General features: G+C 60.8%; 20 protein-coding genes. 8 read left to right on the top strand and 12 right to left on the bottom strand.

Annotation, left to right across the window (positions count from 1 at the left end; genetic code table 11):
* Positions 1-43: 43 nt before the first annotated feature.
* The 5 genes from olsB to BSG20_RS02655 all read right to left on the bottom strand — a co-directional run bounded on the left by olsB (position 44) and on the right by BSG20_RS02655 (position 5797).
* Positions 44-916: a l-ornithine N(alpha)-acyltransferase gene (gene olsB / locus BSG20_RS02675; RefSeq protein ID WP_072371467.1), complete on the bottom strand. Its 873-nt coding sequence runs from the start codon at positions 914-916 to the stop codon at positions 44-46.
* A 109-nt stretch (positions 917-1025) separates the two neighbouring features.
* Entirely contained in the window at positions 1026-3296 is a 2271-nt protein-coding gene (locus BSG20_RS02670; protein ID WP_072371464.1) for a hybrid sensor histidine kinase/response regulator, read from the bottom strand.
* Between the two features lie 55 nt (positions 3297-3351).
* The gene (gene lspA, locus BSG20_RS02665) at positions 3352-3855 is read right to left on the bottom strand and encodes a signal peptidase II (RefSeq protein WP_024314531.1); all 504 of its coding nucleotides are present in this window, start codon (positions 3853-3855) and stop codon (positions 3352-3354) included.
* Positions 3852-4712 (bottom strand): TrmH family RNA methyltransferase, encoded by an 861-nt coding sequence (locus BSG20_RS02660; protein ID WP_072371461.1) that lies wholly within the window; start codon positions 4710-4712, stop codon positions 3852-3854. The genes lspA and BSG20_RS02660 overlap by 4 nt, the downstream gene beginning before the upstream one ends.
* The gene (locus BSG20_RS02655; RefSeq protein ID WP_072371459.1) at positions 4709-5797 is read right to left on the bottom strand and encodes a class I SAM-dependent methyltransferase; all 1089 of its coding nucleotides are present in this window, start codon (positions 5795-5797) and stop codon (positions 4709-4711) included. Before BSG20_RS02655 ends, BSG20_RS02660 begins: the two co-directional genes overlap by 4 nt.
* 117 nt (positions 5798-5914) lie before the next feature.
* Between BSG20_RS02655 and BSG20_RS02650 the strand changes: the two genes are divergently transcribed.
* Together BSG20_RS02650 and BSG20_RS02645 are read left to right on the top strand one after the other, a co-directional pair.
* The gene (locus tag BSG20_RS02650; protein ID WP_072371457.1) at positions 5915-6367 is read left to right on the top strand and encodes an SRPBCC family protein; all 453 of its coding nucleotides are present in this window, start codon (positions 5915-5917) and stop codon (positions 6365-6367) included.
* A 9-nt stretch (positions 6368-6376) separates the two neighbouring features.
* Positions 6377-6850, top strand: a complete 474-nt coding sequence (locus BSG20_RS02645; protein WP_072371455.1) for a GNAT family N-acetyltransferase — start codon at positions 6377-6379, stop codon at positions 6848-6850.
* Positions 6851-6873: 23 nt separating this feature from the next.
* On the opposite strand, the gene BSG20_RS02640 is transcribed toward BSG20_RS02645, so the two are convergent.
* From BSG20_RS02640 to sppA, 4 genes are all read right to left on the bottom strand, one after another.
* Complete coding sequence (locus BSG20_RS02640) at positions 6874-7779, bottom strand: S1C family serine protease (protein ID WP_024314536.1); 906 nt, start codon at positions 7777-7779, stop codon at positions 6874-6876.
* A gap of 190 nt (positions 7780-7969) precedes the next feature.
* Entirely contained in the window at positions 7970-8302 is a 333-nt protein-coding gene (locus BSG20_RS02635; RefSeq protein WP_072371451.1) for a LapA family protein, read from the bottom strand.
* A 123-nt stretch (positions 8303-8425) separates the two neighbouring features.
* Complete coding sequence (locus BSG20_RS02630; RefSeq protein WP_003544934.1) at positions 8426-8725, bottom strand: integration host factor subunit beta; 300 nt, start codon at positions 8723-8725, stop codon at positions 8426-8428.
* 29 nt (positions 8726-8754) lie between these two features.
* Positions 8755-9705: a signal peptide peptidase SppA gene (sppA, locus tag BSG20_RS02625; protein ID WP_072371448.1), complete on the bottom strand. Its 951-nt coding sequence runs from the start codon at positions 9703-9705 to the stop codon at positions 8755-8757.
* A 213-nt stretch (positions 9706-9918) separates the two neighbouring features.
* On the opposite strand from sppA, the gene lptC reads away from it, so the two are divergent.
* The 6 genes from lptC to ptsN all read left to right on the top strand — a co-directional run bounded on the left by lptC (position 9919) and on the right by ptsN (position 15104).
* Positions 9919-10584 carry an LPS export ABC transporter periplasmic protein LptC gene (lptC, locus tag BSG20_RS02620; protein ID WP_072371445.1) on the top strand — a complete coding sequence of 222 codons (666 nt, stop codon included), beginning with the start codon at positions 9919-9921 and terminating at the stop codon, positions 10582-10584.
* Between the two features lie 13 nt (positions 10585-10597).
* Positions 10598-11206, top strand: coding sequence for an LptA/OstA family protein (locus BSG20_RS02615; RefSeq protein WP_177309801.1), 609 nt, complete (start codon positions 10598-10600; stop codon positions 11204-11206).
* A 39-nt stretch (positions 11207-11245) separates the two neighbouring features.
* Entirely contained in the window at positions 11246-12031 is a 786-nt protein-coding gene (gene lptB, locus BSG20_RS02610; RefSeq protein ID WP_024314541.1) for an LPS export ABC transporter ATP-binding protein, read from the top strand.
* Between the two features lie 156 nt (positions 12032-12187).
* On the top strand, positions 12188-13747 hold the full coding sequence (rpoN, locus tag BSG20_RS02605; RefSeq protein WP_072371439.1) for an RNA polymerase factor sigma-54: 1560 nt from the start codon (positions 12188-12190) through the stop codon (positions 13745-13747).
* Positions 13748-14000: 253 nt separating this feature from the next.
* Positions 14001-14576: a ribosome hibernation-promoting factor, HPF/YfiA family gene (gene hpf, locus BSG20_RS02600; RefSeq protein ID WP_072371436.1), complete on the top strand. Its 576-nt coding sequence runs from the start codon at positions 14001-14003 to the stop codon at positions 14574-14576.
* A gap of 63 nt (positions 14577-14639) precedes the next feature.
* Positions 14640-15104, top strand: a complete 465-nt coding sequence (ptsN, locus tag BSG20_RS02595; RefSeq protein WP_007529605.1) for a PTS IIA-like nitrogen regulatory protein PtsN — start codon at positions 14640-14642, stop codon at positions 15102-15104.
* A gap of 73 nt (positions 15105-15177) precedes the next feature.
* Here ptsN and BSG20_RS02590 read toward each other — a convergent pair whose 3' ends face one another.
* The 3 genes from BSG20_RS02590 to BSG20_RS02580 all read right to left on the bottom strand — a co-directional run bounded on the left by BSG20_RS02590 (position 15178) and on the right by BSG20_RS02580 (position 19916).
* Positions 15178-17517: a methyl-accepting chemotaxis protein gene (locus tag BSG20_RS02590; protein ID WP_072371976.1), complete on the bottom strand. Its 2340-nt coding sequence runs from the start codon at positions 17515-17517 to the stop codon at positions 15178-15180.
* A gap of 219 nt (positions 17518-17736) precedes the next feature.
* Positions 17737-18636, bottom strand: a complete 900-nt coding sequence (locus tag BSG20_RS02585) for a ribokinase (protein ID WP_072371433.1) — start codon at positions 18634-18636, stop codon at positions 17737-17739.
* Between the two features lie 47 nt (positions 18637-18683).
* Complete coding sequence (locus BSG20_RS02580) at positions 18684-19916, bottom strand: DNA recombination protein RmuC (RefSeq protein WP_072371973.1); 1233 nt, start codon at positions 19914-19916, stop codon at positions 18684-18686.
* Between the last annotated feature and the right edge of the window lie 94 nt (positions 19917-20010).

Here is a 20010-nt window from a genome sequence, read left to right as displayed (position 1 = left end):
AGCGGGAGGCAGCCTCTCGCTCCATCTTTCCGTCGGTGGAAAATCAGCTCGCGAACCGCCCGGCATCGGCGCCGTAATAGTTCAGGTAGCGATCGGAAATGCTGGCGATCGGCAGGACGATCAGAACGTCTGTCGTATTGAAGGCCTTGTCGACCACGGCAGTCGAACCGACCATCGCGCCGAGGCGGAGATAACCCTTGATCAGCGGCGGTAGCGCCATCAGCGCCCGCTTCGGGTTGACCGCTTCTGCCGGCATCAGATCCATGTCACGGGCAAGGTGCGGAAGCGCGGTTACGGCCCACTCATCCTTGGCGGCAACGTTGTGATGTAGGAAGGACAGCGCCAGAGCATGGCTTTCCGGGTGGATGCCCGGGAAGGAGGCGCAGCCGAACATGGCACTCATGCCATGCTTCAGCGCATAGGCCCAGTTCCCCTGCCACAGGAGCTCGACGGTGCGCTTGGTGCGGTAGTCGGGCAGCACGCAGGAGCGGCCGAGTTCCATGAACCGCTTATCCGGGTGGCGGGCAAGCAGCTCGTCGATGGCGAATTCCGAAGCCGAGTAAAAGCCGCCGTTCGCCATCGCGACTTCCTGTCGCAGCAGGCGATAGGTGCCAACGATCTGGTCCTCGCTGTCGCCCTCGATCGAGCGATCGAGCACGAGCAGATGATCGCAGAACGCGTCGTAGGCATCGAAATCGCGCTTGCGGCGCATGGCTTCCGGCGAAAGCTGTGCACCCATCTCTTCGACGAAGACTCGGAAGCGGACGGCCTGGGCGGCATCGATCTCGCTGGCCGTGCGGGCAAGGCGGGTCTCAAGACTGCCGATACGGCCGAGGATATCGCCTTCCTTCGGCGCAAGCGGGCTCGACGGCCGATGGACCTCGGCGACGGCACTATTGAAAGCGTCTACTGACATGGCGATTCTCCCGTTGCCGGCTTTTGACACGCCATAAAACACTTATATGCGACAGGAAAGTGACATCATACAACCGCCACACGCAAGAAGCGTGCCGGTTGTTTGATGGCTACCGCGCTTCCGCGCGGCGGGCCGAAAGCGCAGCAACAGCTTGGACTTCCGTCAGCAACCTTATCGGGTCAACCGGCTTTACCATGACGCGGTTTGCACCATTCAGCAAGACTTGTCTACGGGATTCGTCGCGCTTGTCGGCGGTCAGTACAATGATCGGGACGGGCGGAACATCGAGTCGGCGCTCATGGCCGCGTAGCCGGCCAAGCATATCGATACCGTCGCCGCCCGGCATGGAAAGATCGCTGATCACGATATCGGGGCGCACGCTTCGCTCTGATAGCGCACGGTCGAGAAGCGTTTCGAAATGTTCGACGTGCTCGACGGTATGGCCGGCCTTTTCGAGCATTGCCCGAATGAGCATAGCGTTGATCGGGTCATCTTCCGCGAGCAGAATGCGCAGCCCGCCCTGGAGCCCGGCTTCGGGGATGGAGACGCTGAACCCGGGCTGGTTGTCGTTCAACGCATCGCGCTTTTCCATCCCGCGCATCCGCCCACGCAGCACGTCGATCAGCGACTGTTCGCGCAGCGGCCGTATCAGCCAGGCGTCGAACAGGTCGAGGGGATGGGCGTTGCGCTCTTCGGGGTTGACCAGGAAGATCTTGCGCAGACCGAGTGCCGCGATCTCGGCACGGTCGGCGAGGTGGTCGGCGAACTCTGCCGACATGCGGTGGTCGACGATGATGTCAGTCGGCCGGCGGCCGCGCGACGCCATGGCGAGCAACATGTCATGCGCGCTCGTGCCATCTGTCACCAGGTGGCAATCGCCGCCGAGCGTTGCGATCGTCTCTGATATCGCCATGCGCGCCGCACCGGCAGGCGCCAGCAGCAGCACGACGCTGCCGGCAAGCACGGCGTTGTGGCGACCACGGCCTTCCTCCGGAATGTCGATCGGGAACCGGATGCTGAATTCGCTGCCGGTTCCTTTCTCGCTGGCCACCGTAAGCGAGCCGCCGAACTCGCGCATGATACGGGCGGAAATCGAGAGGCCAAGACCCGTCCCGGCGCTCTTCTCGATCGGCGTTCCACCCTGCTCGAACTCGCCGAAGATGCGGTTCTGTTCTTCCGCGGTCATGCCGGGCCCGGTGTCGGTGACGCTGATCAGGACGTCGTTGCCCTGCAGCGATGCCCGCACGAAAACGCCGCCCGCCTGCGTGAATTTCACGGCGTTGCCGATGACGTTGAAGAGGACCTGACGCAGGCGCGCCGGATCGAAGCTCATGAGTTCCGGCAACTCGGAAGAAACCGTCGCCCCGATCTCGATACCTTTTTCATGGGCGCGGTGGGCGAGCATTTCGACGACGCTCTCAAGCAGCTTGCGAAGCGATTCCGCCCGCGGACGCAGCTGGAAACGACCAACCTCGATAGTCGAGAAGTCAAGAAGGTCTTCGACCAGCTGTGTCAATGCATAGCCGGATTGGCGGATGCCTGTGAGATAGTTCTGCTGTTCCTGCGTCAGTCGGGTTTCGGTCAGCAGATGCGTCATGCCGAGGATGCCGGATAGCGGCGTGCGGATCTCATGGCTGACGGTGGCAAGCAGGCGCGATTTGGCGGCACTGTTGTATTCGGCTTTCTGCCGGGCCTCCTCGCGGGCTTGTGCCGTCAGCCGTTCTTCGGTGACATCGCGAGCGATACTCTGGAGCAGCAGCCGTCCGTCGGCCGGGTCGCGGGTAACGACATCACGCCAGAAGTAGATGCGCTGGCCCTCGGGTGTCGAAATCTCCACCTCGAAGCGATGCGGCGCCGTGCCGGGACGAAAGGCGATGCCGATTTCCTCACAGGTTAGCCCCTCGGGATTGAGCCGGCCCGTCAGCCGACGAAACGCCTCATTGGTGCCGACGATGCGCCGATCCATGTGGCGCGTGACGGTAATGTCGCCAAGCGCGTCATGGATATCGGCAAAGAGAGCCGCACCCTGGGTCCATGCAGAGGAGACGCCGGTGGGGTACTTCCTCGAACTTCTCTGCCTGGCGGTCGAAAGGATTGCGAGAAGCACGATAAAGGCAAGTGCGGCGACGCCGAGGCCGATCGAAAGCAGCAACGGCCCCCCCGCCTGCGCCATGGCGACAAGGACAGAGCCGGCAACAAGTCCAAGGCCGCCCAACCACCATGACAGAAGCTTGCGGCCCACGCGGTTGCGTTGGACTTGCGGAGAAACGAACTCGGTTTGATAAGCAGCAGCATCCGAACCCCGCTCACCTTCGCGATGAGCGGTAGGCCACCCGAACGCGGCGGCAAGCCTTTCGTGCAATTGACCGAGACCTTGCATGGCCGCCGGATAACATGGCGGCGGTTCCAAATGCCTTCAGCAAACCGCTAAGATTTTAACGGTCTGCGTTTTTAGGTTGTATCAGCTCATCCAGAATCACGCATCCCGCGCCGATGGTGATAAAACTGTCGGCCAGGTTGAAGACGGCGAACGACCATGTTTCGGTATGAAACAGGATGTAGTCGATCACGTGACCGTAGAGGAAACGATCGATCAGGTTGCCAAGCGCGCCGGCGATGATCAGCGCATAGCCGAGATGGGCGAAGGTGCGTTGCTTGCCGGTGCGATGCCAGAGCCAGATGACGAAAGCGACGATGATCAGGCGCATGCCGACGATAAACCAGCCATCCATGCCCGACAGCATGGAGAAGGCGACGCCGAGATTGTAGGTCCGGTAGAGGGCCAACATCGGGATGAGATGCACCGGCTCCTGCAGCGGCAGCGTATGGTCGACGACGATCTTGACGATCTGGTCGAGCACGACGGCGATGATGATGAAGACCAGGATCGGCAACGGGCGGGCAAACAGTGTGGGGCGTTCTAGCGTCTGTTCGGTCATTTGGCCTCGTCGAGTGAGAGGAGATGGCGCCGCGCCTCGAACAGCATGACGGCGCTCGCGACGGCAAGATTGAGCGAGTCGGCGCGGCCCTGCTGCGGAATGCGTGCAAGCGCGTCGGCTTCCTTGGCAAGATGCTCTGGCAGGCCGGACTGCTCGTTGCCCATCAGGATCACGATGGGCCTCTTCTTGTAGTCGATCGTCCGGTAGTCGACCGAGCCTGCCAGGTGCGTCGCGACGACGGAGACGCCGGCATGTTTCTTCCACGAAATGAATTCTTCCGGTGTCGCGCGGGCGACGGGAACGGCAAACACCGAGCCCATGGTGGCGCGCACCGTTTCCAGCGAGAAGGGATCGGTCGTCTCGCCGACAAGGATCACGCCGGAGGCACCAGCAGCATCGGCTGTGCGGATGATCGTGCCGAGATTGCCGGGGTCGCGCACGCGGTCGAGGGCGATCCAGGTCTCACCCTGCTTCGGGTGGATCTCGCGGAGGGGCTTCCAGCGGCTTTCGAAGATGCCGACCACCATCTGCGGATTGTCGCGCCGGGTGATCGAGGAGATCACCTTCTCGCTGACCTCCAGCACCAGCCCGCCGGAGGCGACGGTCTTTGTCGCCATCTGCTCGACCAGCGGTTTGCCCTTGGCGGCCTTGGCGTAAACCAGCGTGCGGATCGTCCAGCCGAGCTCAATCGCATCGATCACCAGCTTCAGTCCCTCGGCCATGAAGGTGCCGCTCTCTTCGCGCGACTTCTTGTTCGTCAGCGCCTTGATGTCTTTGATGATCGGATTGGCGAGCGAAGTGACCTCTTTGACGTGCCCGACCTTATGCGGGCCGTGGCCCCGGTGTTCATGGCTCATTTCGGCACCCAGCGGGAGAAGAGGGAGGTGGAGAGTGCGCGTCCCGGCGCTTTGCCGTCCAGTCCGGCCTCGCGAATGACGAGCTCGCCGGATTCGACGGCCCCGCCGGCGCCGCGCATCGTCTCGCGCATCAGTTCATGGATCGAATAGAAGCTCGCCCGGATCGAATAGGCCGTGAGCACCAGCCCAACCGCCTTCGCAGACAGGATCTCGCGGCAGATATCGAGCATCAGCGGCAGATGCTCGAAGAGATGCCAAACCTCGCCATTCGGTCCGCGGCCGAATTTCGGCGGGTCGGTCAGGATGATGTCGTAGCTGTTACCACGGCGTTCCTCGCGCAGGATGAACTTCATCGCGTCCTCGCAGATCCAGCGGATCGGCGCCTTCTCCAGCCGGCTCAGCGCCTGGTTTTCGCGCGCCCAACCGATTGCCTTCTTGGAAGCGTCCACATGCGTGACCTCCGCTCCGGCGGCTGCCGCAACCAGGGAGGCGACACCGGTGTAGCCGAAGAGGTTCAGCACCTTCAGCGGCCGCCCGGCGGCCTCCACCTGCTGCTTCATCCAGGTCCAGTGGACGATCTGCTCGGGAAAGACGCCGACGTGGCGGAACGACGTGAAGCGGCCGTAGAAATCCACACCGAGCAGATTGAGCGGCCAGGTCTCGCCGAGCGCTTCCTTGGGAAAGCGCCAGCGCCCTGTGCCTTCCTCGTCGGTATCGCCGGTGAAGACGGCATCGACCTTTTCCCAGACCTGCTTTGGCAACGATGGCTGCCACAGCGCCTGGCCTTCCGGGCGCACGATCCGGTAGGGACCGTATTGCTCCAGCTTTTCGCCGTTGCCGCTGTCGATCAGATGGAAGTCGCCTGCGCCAAGGGATTCGAGGATGACGGGCACGCGTTCGGCCGGACGCTCGCCCGTACGCGCCATCAGCGGCCGGTCGATGGCGACAGGCACGGAGGCCGGTTCGCGCACCTTCTCACGGGCTGGCGCGGGCTTCGCCGGGCGTGTGCCTCGATCGTCGGCGCGGCGTGCGCCGGAGGGGCCGGCGGCGGATTTCAGGCCCGGCCGGCGTTCTTTCTGTCTCACGTGATCTTCCGCGTGTTTCAATTTGATAGAGCCCGTGCAAATAGCATTCCGTTTCACCTTGGCAAAGCGCTTTCCGGCTGTGATAAATTGAGGCAGGTCGAAATGGGAGGATTTCGGATGGACTTGACCGGCGAAGAACGGATTACCGCTCCTCGGGATGTCGTATGGGCAGCGCTCAACGACCCTGAGGTATTGAAGCAGTGCATTCCGGGCTGTCAGAGCCTGGAGATGAAATCTCCGACCGAGCTGACAGCGGTGGTGAAGGTCAAAATCGGTCCGGTTTCTGCAACGTTCAACGGCGAGGTCTTGTTATCCAACATCAAGGCGCCGCAAAGCTATACGATCTCGGGCGAGGGCAAAGGCGGTATTGCCGGTTTCGCCAAGGGGGGCGCCGATGTGGTGCTGAAGGACGACGGCGGCGAGACGGTCCTGCAGTATGAGGCAAAAGCCCAGGTTGGTGGCAAGATCGCGCAGCTCGGCGCGCGATTGATCGACTCGACATCCACGAAGCTGGCGCAGCAATTCTTTTCCAGTTTCAACGCTGCCGTCAGTGCCAAGGCCGCAGAATAAGGGTCCGAATTGACAGATTTCTCCGTCCAGACGAAGCCACAATCCGTAGAGTGGACCATCAGATCGCCACGTCAGTCGGATTTGGAGCGACTTGCCGACATATATCTGGCTGTCCGCCGCGAGACCTTCGTGTGGGTTGATCCCGCCAGCTTCCGCCACGAGGACTTCAAAGCCCACATGCAGGGCGAACATCTGTGGCTCGCAGAGGCACCGAACGGCGAGGCCGCAGGTTTCATGACACTGTGGGCGCCGGACGATTTCATTCACATGCTTTATGTCAGCAAATTCTGGCGAGGGCAGGGGATCGGCGCTGCCCTGCTTGCGGCGCTGCCGGGTTGGCCACATAAAAAGTATCGGCTGAAATGCCTGGTCAAAAACGATCGCGCGAACGCCTTTTATCGCTCCAAGGGTTTCATCGTCACGGGATCGGGCACGTCAGCGGAGGGCGACTATGAAGAGATGAGTTTCTATCCGGCCGTCTAGCATCGTTCTTCAGCTTGGCAGGCCTATTGCAGTTGCGGCTTCCTCAGAAAAGCGTTGCGATCGGCGGACCTGATGCGCAGCCACGCCTCACGGCCGTCGCGCAGCACCCGCATCGGGATTTCCGCGCCGGCCGGGCCGCTGCTCCAGACCTTGCGGTAGAAATCGGCAAGGCCATCGACTTCGCCATCGCGGATCTCGGAAATGATGTCGCCTCGCCGCAAGCCGGCCTGAGCCGCCGGGCTTCCGTCAGCCACGCTCATCACAACCACATCGCCGTTGCTCTCCGCGGAAAAGGCTCCGAGCCACGGTCGCGGCGGCTTGTTGACGCGGCCGCGCGTCATGAGGTCATCGAGAATTGGCGGAAGCAGGTTGATCGGCACGATCATGTTGATATCGGCAATCTCGTCGTTCTGGCTCATCTGCAGGCGCAGTGAACCGATCCCGAGCAGCTTTCCTTCGGCATCAATGAGTGCGGCCCCGCCCCAGGACGGGTGGGCGGGTGTGGTAAAGATTGCCTCATCGAGCAGATATTCCCAATAGCCGGCGAACTCCTGCTTTGCCACGATCCTGGCTTCCACGAACTGGCCGATGCCATCCGCCAGCACGACAGGGTCGCCGAGGCTGGCTCCGGCGCCATCACCGAATTCCAATGCCGGTAGGCCGATATCCCCCAGCGCCTGAAGCAGGCCGAACCCGGTCTCCTGGTCATAGGCGAGCGGATGGGCTGCGATGACGCGCCCGTCAAGCGTGGTCAGCCAAACTTCCTCGGCCTCGGTGATCAGGTAGCCGATGGTGAGGACCAGTCCGGATGGCTTGATGACGACGCCGCTGCCTTCCCGGCGGGTGCCGAGCGTGCCGGCTGTAAAGGCATCTTCCGGAATTGAGGAGCGAACGGCCACGACTGACCGCAGGATTTCGTCGATATTCATGGTCTCATCCTCGCAAGGCGCGGGGCGTGTGTCGCGAAACGACTGTGCCTAGCAGATGTGCACTGGGTTCTATTTTATATAGCTATGAAGCTGGGTCTATGGCTGCAAGTGCTTGCTCGGCCTTATTTCAGCCTGTGCGCCACGCTCCGGTTTGTCGACGCGCTCCAACCTTTAGGCCCTGGCTGGCGCGTCACCTCGACGGCAGCTGCCCCGCAATTTCCTCGGCCCGCGTCTTGTGGCGGTCCGCCTCGGTCTGCCAGCGAACGGCTTCCTTGGCTTCGGTGCGCGCACGCTTGCGGTATTTTCCCTGGGTGAGCCAGGTCGCAGCAGACCCGACCAACATGCCGATGATCAGCGTTATGAAAATGAACACGAAGAACGGCGCCGACAGGGAAAGGACCTGGTCATCCGGCCGGAACGGATTGAAGGCGAGCGTCACGATTTGCCTGTTGGCGACGCAGAAGATGATGAAGATGATTCCAAGTGGCAGAAAAATCAAAAGGTTGGTGATCTTCTTCGCCATGCTCGGCCTCCGTATTTCAGCGCGCGCCGTCGTCGACGCGGCGCTTTGATCTGGTCAGCAGGATAGTGGGCCAAGAGCCAAGTTCAAGTGCGGGCTTGCCGCAGGCTGCCATGCAGGCGAGGATCAATCCTCTTCGTCGGCCTGTCCCGGGTTGAGGCGCTCGCGCAGTTCCTTGCCGGTCTTGAAGAAGGGAACCCACTTCTCCTCGACGAAAACGGTATCGCCGGTACGTGGGTTGCGGCCTGAGCGGGACGGGCGGTTCTTTACCGAGAACGCACCGAATCCGCGCAGCTCGACGCGGTTGCCCGCCGCAAGCGCGTCGGTGATCTCGTCGAGCACCGCGTTGACGATATTCTCGACGTCGCGATGGTAAAGATGCGGGTTGCGGGCTGCAACTATCTGCACCAGTTCGGACTTGATCACTTTCGCCCCCTTAAATTATTGATTTCTTATCAGTCATGGCCAACCTGCCAAACTGAAAGGAGCCCGTCAAGGAGCAACTTTTGCGGCAGGATTCCACCGAGATCGCGAGCCTTGGCAAGATCGTCGTAGCCAAGCAGCGTCAGGATCTGAGACGCGCTGTCTGCGAGCAGGAATGACGTGCTGCTCTTCTTGTCCCAATCGACCTCAGGCAAGCTCTTGCTGACCTTGCGTGTCTCAAGGTAGGCCCTGATATCGTCAGCCCCGCCGATCTGGTCGATCAGCTTGACCTTGAGTGCCTGGCGGCCCGTGAAAATGGTGCCATCGGCAAGCTTCTGCACGTCCTCGCGCGGCAGCTTGCGGCGCTCGGCGACCAGATCGACGAACCACCCATAGCTGTCAACAATCATATTGTTGATCATGGCCTTGGCCTCGTCGCTCGCCGGATGGAATGGCGAGGGCTCGGCCTTTAACGGTGAGGATTTGATCTCCTCGATTGAAACGCCGATCTTGTCGAGCAGCGGCTTGACCTGCGGATATTGGAAGATCACCCCGATCGAACCGGTGATCGAGCTGTCTCCGGCAATAATCATGTCGCCGGCGGTCGCGATCATGTAGCCGGCGGAAGCAGCCAGCGTGCGCACGTCGGATACAACAGGTTTCTTGGCGGCAATGGCGCGGATCGCCTTGAAGACCCTCTCGCCGCCATAGGTCGTGCCGCCGGGTGAGGAAATGGAGACGACGACGGCCTTCACCGCGTCGTTCTTTTCAATCTTTTTCAGCCGCTCCAGCAGCTCGTCATCATCGGTGATCAGCCCGGAAATGGTCACATGGGCGACGTGCGGCCGGCTGGTTGCTATGTCGCCAAGGAATACCCGGTAAGCAGCGAAGCCCAATACCACGAGCAGCAATACCGCGACGACGCGCCAGAAACCGACCTTGCGGCGAAGCCTGCGGCGATCGGCGATCATCGAACTGTCCATTCATTCCTCCAGGGGGTGGCGAGCACGCGCGATCCCGTAAATCTAGGGCTCCTGCGCCGTTCGGACACGTCGATTTACCATGCGTCGGCGCCTTTGTTGCTTGTTGCAGAAAAAAATCCATATTGGCAAGTCAGTGTAATAATGCGAAACGAACTGTGATCGGGCGCGGCAATGCCTATATACGCTGCCCGATCACCGACACGGACCAGGTTTATGCTCAATACATTGAACACCAGCGGAAGGGCTGACTACGTGAGGCCGCAGCAAAGCGCCTATGGCGCTGCGCGCTTCCATTCCGCACGTGTACGCCGCCTGAAGATCATACTTCCGATCGCAGCCGTTGCGGTGTCGCTGGTCTTCATTGGTGTTTCCGTAATTCGCACCTACCTGCCGGAGAACATCAAGATCGAGGGTGCCAAGATCGAGAACGGCAAGGTGGTGATGGAGAAACCCGCGATCTCGGGCCGCAATTCGGATGGAATCAACTATTCGATGTTGGCCGAGCGGGCGCTTCAGGATATCAAGAATCCCAACCTGATGACGCTTGAGAAGATCAAGGCCGCAGTACCGATGAAGGACGATCTGATCGCCCGCGTCGAAGCGACGGCTGCAGACTACGACCGTGCGACCGACAATCTCGATGTCAAATCCCCCTTTGTCATCCTTTTGAGCAACGGGCTGACGGCCAACTTCCAGAGCGCCAAGGTTGACATCAAAGGCGGGAAGCTCACGAGCGAGGATCCCGTAAGTATTCAGAAAGATACTGCTTCTATTGTTGCGCAGTCGATCAAGATGACGGATAAGGGGCGGACGATCACATTCGAGGGGAATGTACGCATGAATGTCGATCCCTCCACCATTCACAAACAGGGCACTTAACAGCCGGGTCACCATGACAAACGATTGTCGCATTTCTACCCGCAAGGCGGGAGCAGTATTCCTCAATGGCGCGGTGGCGCTGCTGCTGTTGGCCGGAGGCGCATTGGCGCAGGCAACGACCAGCCAGATGGACGGCCTGAAGCTGAACAGGGACGAGCCGATCCAGATCGAGAGCGACAAGCTGGAGATCCACGATCAGGAACACACGGCCGATTTCACGGGCAATGTGAAAGTGGTGCAGGGCAAGACGACGCTGCAGGCCGGACATATGACGGTCTACTACAAGCCGAAGGGCGGCGACGCGAATGCGGCCCCCGCAGCCGGCGCCAAGGACGCTTCAGCGTCGATTTCATCGGGCAACACTGATATCGATCACATCATCGTGACGGACAAGGTGTTCCTGAACTCGGGCACGCAGACAGCCACCGCCGATAACGGTTCTTTCGACATGGCCAAGCAGCTTTTCATCCTCAAGGGCGAAAAGGTTGTCCTTACCGATGGACCGAACGTCTTTACTGGTTGCCAGCTGACGGTGCACATGGAGACGGGACAGGCACAGCTGGATAGCTGCGGGGGGCGCGTCCAGATTCAGCTTGATCCGAAGTCACAGAAACAGAACTGACCCCGGCCTTACCACGTGAAGTTATTCTCGCTATCGACCATGTCCGGCAGGTCCGGCCCCCAAGCGGCTGCTGAGACCCCCGCCGGTGACAAAAGCCGTTACCAGGGCACGCTGATTGCGCGCGGTCTGACCAAGACCTACAGCACCCGGCGTGTCGTGAACGGCGTGTCGCTGGTCGTTCGACGCGGCGAGGCCGTTGGCCTGCTGGGTCCGAACGGCGCCGGCAAGACGACCTGTTTCTATATGATCACCGGGCTTGTGCCCGTTGACGAGGGTACGATCGAGATCGACGGCAATGACGTTACGACGATGCCGATGTATCGCCGTTCGCGACTGGGCGTTGGCTACCTGCCTCAGGAAGCCTCGATCTTCCGCGGTCTGACTGTTGAAGAAAACATTCGCGCGGTTCTGGAAGTGCATATCAACAATAGGGCTGCGCGCGAGAAGAAGCTCGATGAACTGCTCGACGAGTTTCACATTCGTAAGCTGCGCAAGAGTGCGGCCGTGTCGCTTTCCGGTGGGGAGCGTCGCCGCCTCGAAATCGCCCGCGCGCTGGCGACCGATCCTACCTTCATGCTCCTCGACGAGCCGTTCGCGGGCGTCGATCCGATCTCCGTCGCGGACATCCAGCATCTCGTTCATCATCTGACGGCGCGCGGCATCGGCGTGCTGATCACCGATCACAATGTGCGCGAGACTTTGGGGCTGATCGACCGCGCTTATATCATCCATGCTGGCGAAGTCCTGACGCATGGTCGTGCCAACGACATCGTCAACAATCCGGAAGTGCGCCGCCTCTACCTGGGCGACAATTTCAGCCTTTGACGCGCTCCGGCGCCGCGGAAATTCACCTTCTGTGACAGTTCCGCTTGACCAAATAGAATAAAAAAGCAATTTTTGGGCCAACTTGGATTTCCGTGGCCTGAGCCCGTGACAGGACGCGGTTTCCCGGAGGAGACGAACGGGAGTTTCGCGTCCGCTATGGCACTGTCGGCCAATCTTTTCCTGCGCCAGAACCAGTCGCTGGTGATGACACCGCAACTGATGCAGTCCATTCAGTTGCTGCAAATGACGCATTTCGAGCTGACGCAGTTCATTGCCCAGGAAGTCGAAAAGAACCCACTATTGGAACTTCCGTCAAACGACGCGGACGCAATCACCGAGCGCGGAGGCGCGGAGGATGAGGCCTATGCACCGCAGGTGGAAGAACCCGGCGATGGCGGCTACGACAGCCGAACCGAGGTTTTGTCGGGCGACTGGTACGAGAGCGGCAATACCGGCGGTGCAAGTCGCCTCAGCGACGAACTCGATGCCAACTATGCCAACGTCTTTCCCGATGACGGCGTCCCGCAGCGCGCCGACGCTCCAGAGTTGATCAGCCAGTGGAAGTCAATGCCCGGCAACGGCGAAGGGGCAGAAAGCTACGATCTCGATGATTTCGTTGCCGGTCAGATCTCGTTGCGCGATCACCTTGCCCAGCAATTGCCCTTTATCTTGCCCGATATGTCCGATCGCCTGATCGCCCAGTACCTCGTCGATCAGCTGGACGAGGCAGGCTATCTCCAGGGCGATGCGATGGAAGCTGCCGATAGGCTGGGCGCGAGCGTCGACGATGTCGAGCGCGTGATCGCCGCCTTGCAGACCCTCGATCCGCCCGGCGTTTTCGCGCGCAACCTGGCCGAATGCCTGGCGATCCAGCTTCGGCAGAAGGACCGCTTCGACCCCGCCATGCAGGCGCTGGTCTGCAATCTCGAGCTTTTGGGGCGGCGCGATTTCGCCACGCTGAAGCGGCTTTGCGGCGTGGATGAAGAAGATCTGCTCGATATGTTGGGCGAGATCCGCCAGCTCAATCCGAAGCCAGGCGCGGGCTTCGAAGCCGGAATGTCGGAGGCGATCATGCCCGACGTCGTCGTGCGCGCAGGCTCCGACGGCGGCTGGTTGGTCGAGCTTAATCCCGACACGCTGCCGCGCGTTCTGGTCAATCAAGCGTATTTTTCCAAAGTCACGAAGAGTGGTGACGATTACGCCTTTCTGTCGGAATGTCTGCAGACCGCCAACTGGCTGACCCGGAGCCTCGATCAGCGTGCCAAGACGATCATGAAGGTCGCAAGCGAGATCGTTCGGCAGCAGGATGCCTTCCTGATGGACGGTGTCGATCACCTGCGACCGCTCAACCTTAAGACGGTGGCCGACGCGATCAAGATGCACGAATCCACCGTTAGCCGCGTGACATCGAACAAGTATATGCTGACGCCGCGGGGTCTCTTCGAGCTCAAATATTTCTTCAGCGTCTCCATCAGTGCCGTCGAAGGCGGCGACAGCCATTCGGCCGAGGCTGTGCGCCACAAGATTCGCGCCCTTATCATGCAGGAAAGCCCGGATGCCGTGCTCTCCGATGACGATATAGTGGATATCCTGAGGAAGGGCGGCGTCGATCTTGCCCGCCGAACGGTCGCGAAGTACCGTGAGGCAATGAATATCGCTTCGTCCGTCCAGCGCAGGCGGGAGAAGCGGGCCTTGGCCAAGGTCGCGGGCTTTTGATTGTCGTGTGCGGCGACCAATGCGTGTATTTCCGAGTTCTAATGAATGTGTCTGTTGACATTTTGGTAACTTCTGGCTAGAAGCGCGCCGCAATTGGCGCTGTGGACAGCGTTGGAAGTTATCCCCATCATCCTCAGGGCGCCTGAAGCCGGGAACTTCGGCCGATCTTGCTTGGGATCGCGCGAAGTGCTTGGATGAGGGTGAGCCTTGGCGTAAACTGGTACTCGCAAACCACTATAAGAAGGGAAACTCCATGAGTGTGCGTGTATCCGGTAAACATATGGAAATTGGTGACTCGTTCCGTCAGCGGATTGAGGACCAAATCGGTGTAGCCGTCACGAAATACTTCGACGGAGGGTATTCTGGTCAGGTGATCGTGCAAAAGGCCAACGCCCGGTTTTCCGCCGACTGCAAGCTCCATCTCGATAGCGGAGTTGTGTTGCATGCCGCCGGAGAGGCGATGGATCCGCAGTTGGCCTTCGATGCCGCTTCCGAACGGATCGAGAAGCGTCTTCGCCGCTACAAACGCAAGCTGAAGGATCACCACTCCGGAAATCACCAGAATGGTTCTGCAGAAGTCGCGTACACCGTCATGGATGGGATGTCGGACCAGGACGACGAGATTCCAGACGACTTCGCGCCGGCGATTGTCGCTGAAAGTAGCAAGCAACTGAAAACAATGTCGGTAGCGACCGCCGTGATGGCGCTCGACATGACGGACGAGCCGCTGTTGCTGTTCCGTAGCCCCGGCAAGGAACAACTAAACATCGTTTATCGTCGCCATGACGGTAACATTGGCTGGATTGATGCAGCCAGCATCAAAAGCTGAGATCAGGCGATGGGCGGCAGTTAGGCTGCCGCTCTCCCTTTCTTGGCGCAGAAGGAAAATAAAATGGCTTTGGCAGATTTGCTGCAGCAAAATGCGATCATTCCCGCCCTCAGGGTAAATTCCAAGAAACAACTCCTCCAGGAATTGGCTGCAAAGGCGTCGAAAGTCACAGGACTTTCGGAGCGGGAAATTTTCGATGTTGTCCTGCAGCGCGAGCGCCTGGGCTCGACCGGCGTCGGAAACGGCATCGCCATACCGCACGGCAAACTCGCAAGCGTCCACTCCATCGTCGGCATCTTCGCACGTCTCGATCAGCCGGTGGATTTTGAGGCCCTGGACGATCAGCCCGTCGATCTGGTGTTTCTGCTCCTCGCACCGGAAGGCGCAGGCGCCGATCACCTCAAGGCTCTGTCGCGCATCGCCCGCGTGCTGCGCGACCACGATCTCGTCGCCAAGCTGCGTGCGACCGACTCTGCTTCGGCGATTTATGCGTTCCTCAACGAGGAACAGACCTCCAACGCAGCTTGAGCATTCAATATTCCAGTAAAAAGGCGGCTGATTGCTCAGGCGCCTTTTTTCGTTTCAAGCCATCGGACTCGGCTTAGAACTCTTCCCAATTGTCCTGGGCGAGCGCGGCCGCACCGTGCGCCTGAGGAACCGCGCGGCGTGGTGCTGGCGCGGCTGCCGGGCGATAGGCTGGTGCCGCGCTCGGCGCGCGCATCTGCTGAGCTGTGGAGCGAAGCGCCGAAGCCTGGCCCATGCCGGATACGCGAAAGCGCGTCACGAGTTGCTTCAGGGTCTGGGCTTCATCGTTGAGCGTCACGCTGGCGGCCGTCGACTCCTCGACCATGGCGGCGTTCTGCTGGGTAACCTGGTCCATCTGGTTCATGGCCTGGTTGATCTCCTTCAGGCCAATCGCCTGTTCGCTGGCTGATGCCGAGATCTGGCGGATAAGGCCATTGATGCCCATGACCTGCTCGGAGATCTTGTGCAGCGTATCGCCGGCGCGACCGACCAGATCGACGCCTTCCTTGACCTGCACGGCCGAGGTGTTGATGAGCGTCTTGATCTCCTTGGCGGCATTGGCGGAACGCTGTGCCAGCTCACGGACTTCCTGTGCGACAACGGCGAAACCCTTGCCGGCTTCACCGGCACGCGCGGCTTCGACGCCAGCATTCAGCGCCAGCAGGTTGGTCTGGAAGGCGATCTCGTCGATGACGCCGATGATCCGCGAAACCTCGGTGGACGACTGCTCGATACCCTTCATCGAAGCGATCGCCTTGCGCACCACTTCGCCCGACTTTTCCGCATCCTCGCAGGCGAGGTTGACGTTGTCGGCAGCTGTGCGGGCGTTCTCCGCGCTGGAATTGACCTGCGCGGTGAGCTCGTTGAGGGCGGCTGCGGTCTCCTCCAGGCTTGCTGCCTGCTGCTCGGTGCGCTTGGCGAGATCGGAGGCGCTGCCACTGATTTCGCTCGTGCCCGAGCCGATGTTCACGACGCTGAGGTTCATCGTGTTGATGGTTTCTTCGAGGCTTTCCAGCGCCGCGTTGAAATCCTGCTTCAGCTTGGCGTATTCGCCCGGGAAGTCCTCGGTAATGCGGTGGCCGAGATTGCCCTCTGACAGTTCCGACAGGCCGGAGCCGACGATCGAGACGATGTGACGCTGCAACGTAATCGACTGATGCCGCTCGGTTTCCGACCGACCGCGCTCAGCTTCGGCTGCATCACGCTGGCTGTTTGCCTCGGCTTCGAGGCGCTGCGTGTCGGCGAGCGCAAAGCGGAAGCCTTCAAGGGCCTTGGCCACGGAGCCGATCTCGTCGGCGCGGTCCTGACCGGCGACCGGCTGTTCGTAACGGCCGTCGCTGAGTGCCTTGACGCTGGCAACGAGACTGCCGATCGGGCGCTGAACGAGGAAGCGGACGGCGAGATAGAGCGCGAGCATGACGGCTGCGAGCACGAGGATGCCGGCGGCGACCATCATGAAGGTCTGATCCTGAACGGGCGCGTTGATGGCCGTGTGCGGCACGTCGACGAGGATGACCCAGGCCGTGTTCACATCGGGCAGGGCGAAGGGATAGACGACGCGGTCGAACGGCTCGTAGCCATCAAAGGTCAGATTTTTAACGACCGATGGCTGCAGCGTCGAGAGCGCGCTCTTCACCGCATCCGCGCCTTCGCCGTCATAGTCCTTCATGGAAAGCTCGGCGATTGGCGCGACGATCCATTTGCCGGTCTGTGAAAGCAGCGTGACGCGGCCAGAGCCGAAGGGATGAAGTGTCGAGAGCTTGTCCCGGAGCGCCTTCAGGGAGATATCGACGCCACTGACGCCGATCAGCTTGCCGCCCGACATGACCGGGTAGGCAATCGAGGTCATGGCCGTATTCTCGCCGGTCGTCGTCTCGGCATAAGGCGGCGACAGCGCGCCCTTCTTGCTTTCCGCGGCGAGCGCATACCAGGCGGCCTTGTAGTCGGACTCGAAGGTCGAGAAGGTGAAGCCACCGTCCTTGCTCTTCGTCCAGTACGGGTTGAAGGTGCCATCCTTGGCTGCGCCGAAATCGACCTTGCCGGCCATCAAAGGCGACTGGCCGTCGAAGGTGTTCGGCTCTTCGGCAAACCAACTGCCGAAGGCGAACTGGTTGCGCTCGACGTTTGCCTTCAGCATGTCTAAAACGGCCTTGCGGTCGAGATACTTGCCTTCCTGACCGCGGCCGATCGTGCCGGCCATTGAGCGTGCAGCCCCTGCCAATTCGCCAACGGAGGAGGCGACCTCGTTGGCGATCGCCTTCGCCTCCAGATTAGCCTGATCCATGGTGAGCGTCTGGACACGGTTGCGCGTCTCACCGATGAGGAAGAAGTTCGAAACGAGGAGGACAAGGGCGATGGCAATGCCGGTAATGAGAATAAGCTTGGCTGCAAGCGACTTCATGCGAAAGATGAACATGGATTCCTCGGGGAGCAAGGATGTGCCGAACGGGGCATTCATCGGCACAGGGGACGAAGGCGTCGCCCCCTCATGGAGCAGCCGTTGCAGAAGCCGGCCCTGAGAGAGGTCCGGTGATGGCTGAAACATCGCCGGAAATCTCTTAAATTTGAATGAAATCCAAAGAAAATCGAAGGTATCCGCGCCAAGCTGCCCAGGCATGCCGCCGTGAGAATTGCTTTATAGCTTGTTTGCGACTTCGGCGCTGGACGGTATCGATGGCTGCGCACCTTGCTTGAGGCAGGCGAGCGAACCGGCGACCGCTGCTCGGCGTAGCGATGCCTCGAAATCGAGACCTTCGTCGAGGCTTGCGGCGAAGTAGCCACAGAAGGTGTCGCCGGCGCCGACCGTATCGATCGGCTCGATCTTCAGCCCCTTGGCACGCGAGATAGCGCCATCGCGGATTGCGATGACTCCGTCTGCACCGAGCGTCACGATCAGGGTTTGCCCGGTTTCGGCATTCAGACGCTTCAGCGCGGCCTCGCGATCGTCGGGCCCCATGGTTTCCTGGCCGGCAAGGCGCTCGAACTCTGTTTCATTCGCAATCACGATGTCGGCAAGACGGCCGAGGCGTGCAGCGTCGTCGATCAGCGGCGCAAGGTTGAGCACCGTCGTGACCCCCTTCGCCTGGGCGCCGGCCAACGCGCGCTCCACGGCTGGAACCGGCACCTCGAGCTGCAGCATCAGAATGTCGCCTTTGTTCATCGCTGCTATCGCTGCGTCGGCGTCGGCTGGCGTCATTGTGCCGTTCGCACCGGGCACCACCGCAATCATGTTCTCGCCGTCGCCGCCGACGAGGATCAGCGCGGTTCCGGTCGGCCCGTCGGCCTGCTTGACGGTTTCAAGCCCCGTGCCGGCCTCCTTCAGCAATGTGAGCGCCGCCTCTGCAAAGCCGTCCCGACCGACAGCCCCTGCCATATGAACGGTGCGCCCGGCGCGTCGCGCGGCAAGCGCCTGGTTGGCGCCCTTGCCGCCCGCCGCCGTCGAGAATCCATTGCCAGCGACCGTTTCGCCGGGTTTAGGCAAGCGCGCAGTGGTGGCGATGAGGTCCATATTGATGGAGCCGAAAACTGTGATCATGGGTGTCCCGTCCAATGCTTTCTTGGGCGCGACACTGCCCGAAGGCCTTACTCGTCGTCAACCACCCTGAGCTTGAGAAGCCCACTGCGGCTGTCGACGGATTTCGGCGCGGGGTCATTGTCTCGTGCCGTGGTCTTGCTGTTGCTGTCCTCACCGCCCTCGAACTCCAGGGCCTCGATCTTCAATCCACGCTTGTTTAGCTTGTCGGCGGACGTGACGATCAGGTCGACGTCCTTCTGCGCCATCGCGAAATGCCCCTGCAGCTTGCGGACGCGCTCGTCGAGGCGACCGAGATCGTCCATCAGGTTTGCGACCTCACCCTGGATGACGTGTGCCTGGGCCCGCATCCGTTGATCCTTTAAGACGGCCTGAATGACCTGGATGGAGAGCATCAGCAGCGAAGGTGACACGATGACGATGCGCGATCGGTGCGCCTTCTGCACGACTGCTTCGAAATTCTCGTGGATCTCGGCGAAGATCGATTCAGACGGCACGAACATAAAGGCCGTGTCCTGCGTCTCTCCCTGGATCAGGTATTTCTCAGAGATATCGCGGATATGCGTTTCCATGTCGCGACGGAACTGCTGCGAGGCGACCTTGGCTCCATCCGGTCCGCCCGCGTCTCGGATCGCGTTCCAGGCTTCAAGCGGGAATTTCGCATCGATCACCAGCGGCGGCGCGCCGTTGGGCATCCGGATGGTGCAGTCGGGACGCGAGCCGTTGGACAGCGTTTGCTGGAATCCATAGGCGCCCATCGGCAGGCCATCGGCGACAATCGTCTCCATGCGTGATTGGCCGAAAGCACCGCGTGTCTGCTTATTGGAGAGGATCGCTTGCAGGCTGACGACGTCCTTCGCCAGCGTTTGTATGTTGTTTTGGGCAGCATCGATGACGGCGAGACGCTCCTGCAGCCGTTGCAGGTTCTCGTGCGTCGACTTGGTCTGTTCGGTGATCGTCGTGCTGACGCGCTGCGACATTCCGTCCAGGCGCTGGCTGATCGCCTGGTTCAGCTCAGATTGCCTCGAGCCGAACACTTCGGCCATCGTCGACATGCGCCCGTGCATTTCCGCCTGGATCTTCAAAAGCTCGGCCATGCGGGCATCCGCCTCGGCGGCGCGCAAGCTCGCCACCTCTGCCTGCTCTCTTCGCACCTGCCCGCTGCGGGCGACAAGGACGATCAAAAGCAGGATCAGCGCGGCAATCGCGCCTCCGGCGAGCGCCAGCATGGCGGGGCTTATCTGCGACAGGGCGAGGAGAAACGACTCAGAGTTGGTGTTCATGCTGGCAACAATAGCAAACTCAAATGAGATATCTAGATCAAAACGTGAACATCCCACAAGTGTGCCGGCAGGCGAAATGACCGGAGAGAACAAA

Origin of the sequence: Rhizobium tibeticum (assembly GCF_900110205.1) — a bacterium.
GTDB classification, from domain to species: domain Bacteria; phylum Pseudomonadota; class Alphaproteobacteria; order Rhizobiales; family Rhizobiaceae; genus Rhizobium; species Rhizobium tibeticum.
This window is presented reverse-complemented; position numbering and strand designations above follow the sequence as displayed.

Bases quoted from the DNA above. Each gene is read 5' to 3' on its own strand.
- BSG20_RS02660 (WP_072371461.1), bottom strand. From the start codon at position 4,712: ATGAGCCATGAACACCGGGGCCACGGCCCGCATAAGGTCGGGCACGTC.
- BSG20_RS02635 (WP_072371451.1), bottom strand. From the start codon at position 8,302: ATGGCGAAGAAGATCACCAACCTTTTGATTTTTCTGCCACTTGGAATC.
- rpoN (WP_072371439.1), top strand. From the start codon at position 12,188: ATGGCACTGTCGGCCAATCTTTTCCTGCGCCAGAACCAGTCGCTGGTG.
- lptB (WP_024314541.1), top strand. From the start codon at position 11,246: ATGTCCGGCAGGTCCGGCCCCCAAGCGGCTGCTGAGACCCCCGCCGGT.
- sppA (WP_072371448.1), bottom strand. From the start codon at position 9,705: ATGGACAGTTCGATGATCGCCGATCGCCGCAGGCTTCGCCGCAAGGTC.
- olsB (WP_072371467.1), bottom strand. From the start codon at position 916: ATGTCAGTAGACGCTTTCAATAGTGCCGTCGCCGAGGTCCATCGGCCG.
- BSG20_RS02650 (WP_072371457.1), top strand. From the start codon at position 5,915: ATGGACTTGACCGGCGAAGAACGGATTACCGCTCCTCGGGATGTCGTA.
- BSG20_RS02670 (WP_072371464.1), bottom strand. From the start codon at position 3,296: ATGCAAGGTCTCGGTCAATTGCACGAAAGGCTTGCCGCCGCGTTCGGG.
- lspA (WP_024314531.1), bottom strand. From the start codon at position 3,855: ATGACCGAACAGACGCTAGAACGCCCCACACTGTTTGCCCGCCCGTTG.
- lptC (WP_072371445.1), top strand. From the start codon at position 9,919: ATGCTCAATACATTGAACACCAGCGGAAGGGCTGACTACGTGAGGCCG.
- BSG20_RS02640 (WP_024314536.1), bottom strand. From the start codon at position 7,779: ATGAATATCGACGAAATCCTGCGGTCAGTCGTGGCCGTTCGCTCCTCA.
- BSG20_RS02615 (WP_177309801.1), top strand. From the start codon at position 10,598: ATGACAAACGATTGTCGCATTTCTACCCGCAAGGCGGGAGCAGTATTC.
- BSG20_RS02585 (WP_072371433.1), bottom strand. From the start codon at position 18,636: ATGATCACAGTTTTCGGCTCCATCAATATGGACCTCATCGCCACCACT.
- ptsN (WP_007529605.1), top strand. From the start codon at position 14,640: ATGGCTTTGGCAGATTTGCTGCAGCAAAATGCGATCATTCCCGCCCTC.
- BSG20_RS02590 (WP_072371976.1), bottom strand. From the start codon at position 17,517: ATGTTCATCTTTCGCATGAAGTCGCTTGCAGCCAAGCTTATTCTCATT.
- hpf (WP_072371436.1), top strand. From the start codon at position 14,001: ATGAGTGTGCGTGTATCCGGTAAACATATGGAAATTGGTGACTCGTTC.
- BSG20_RS02580 (WP_072371973.1), bottom strand. From the start codon at position 19,916: ATGAACACCAACTCTGAGTCGTTTCTCCTCGCCCTGTCGCAGATAAGC.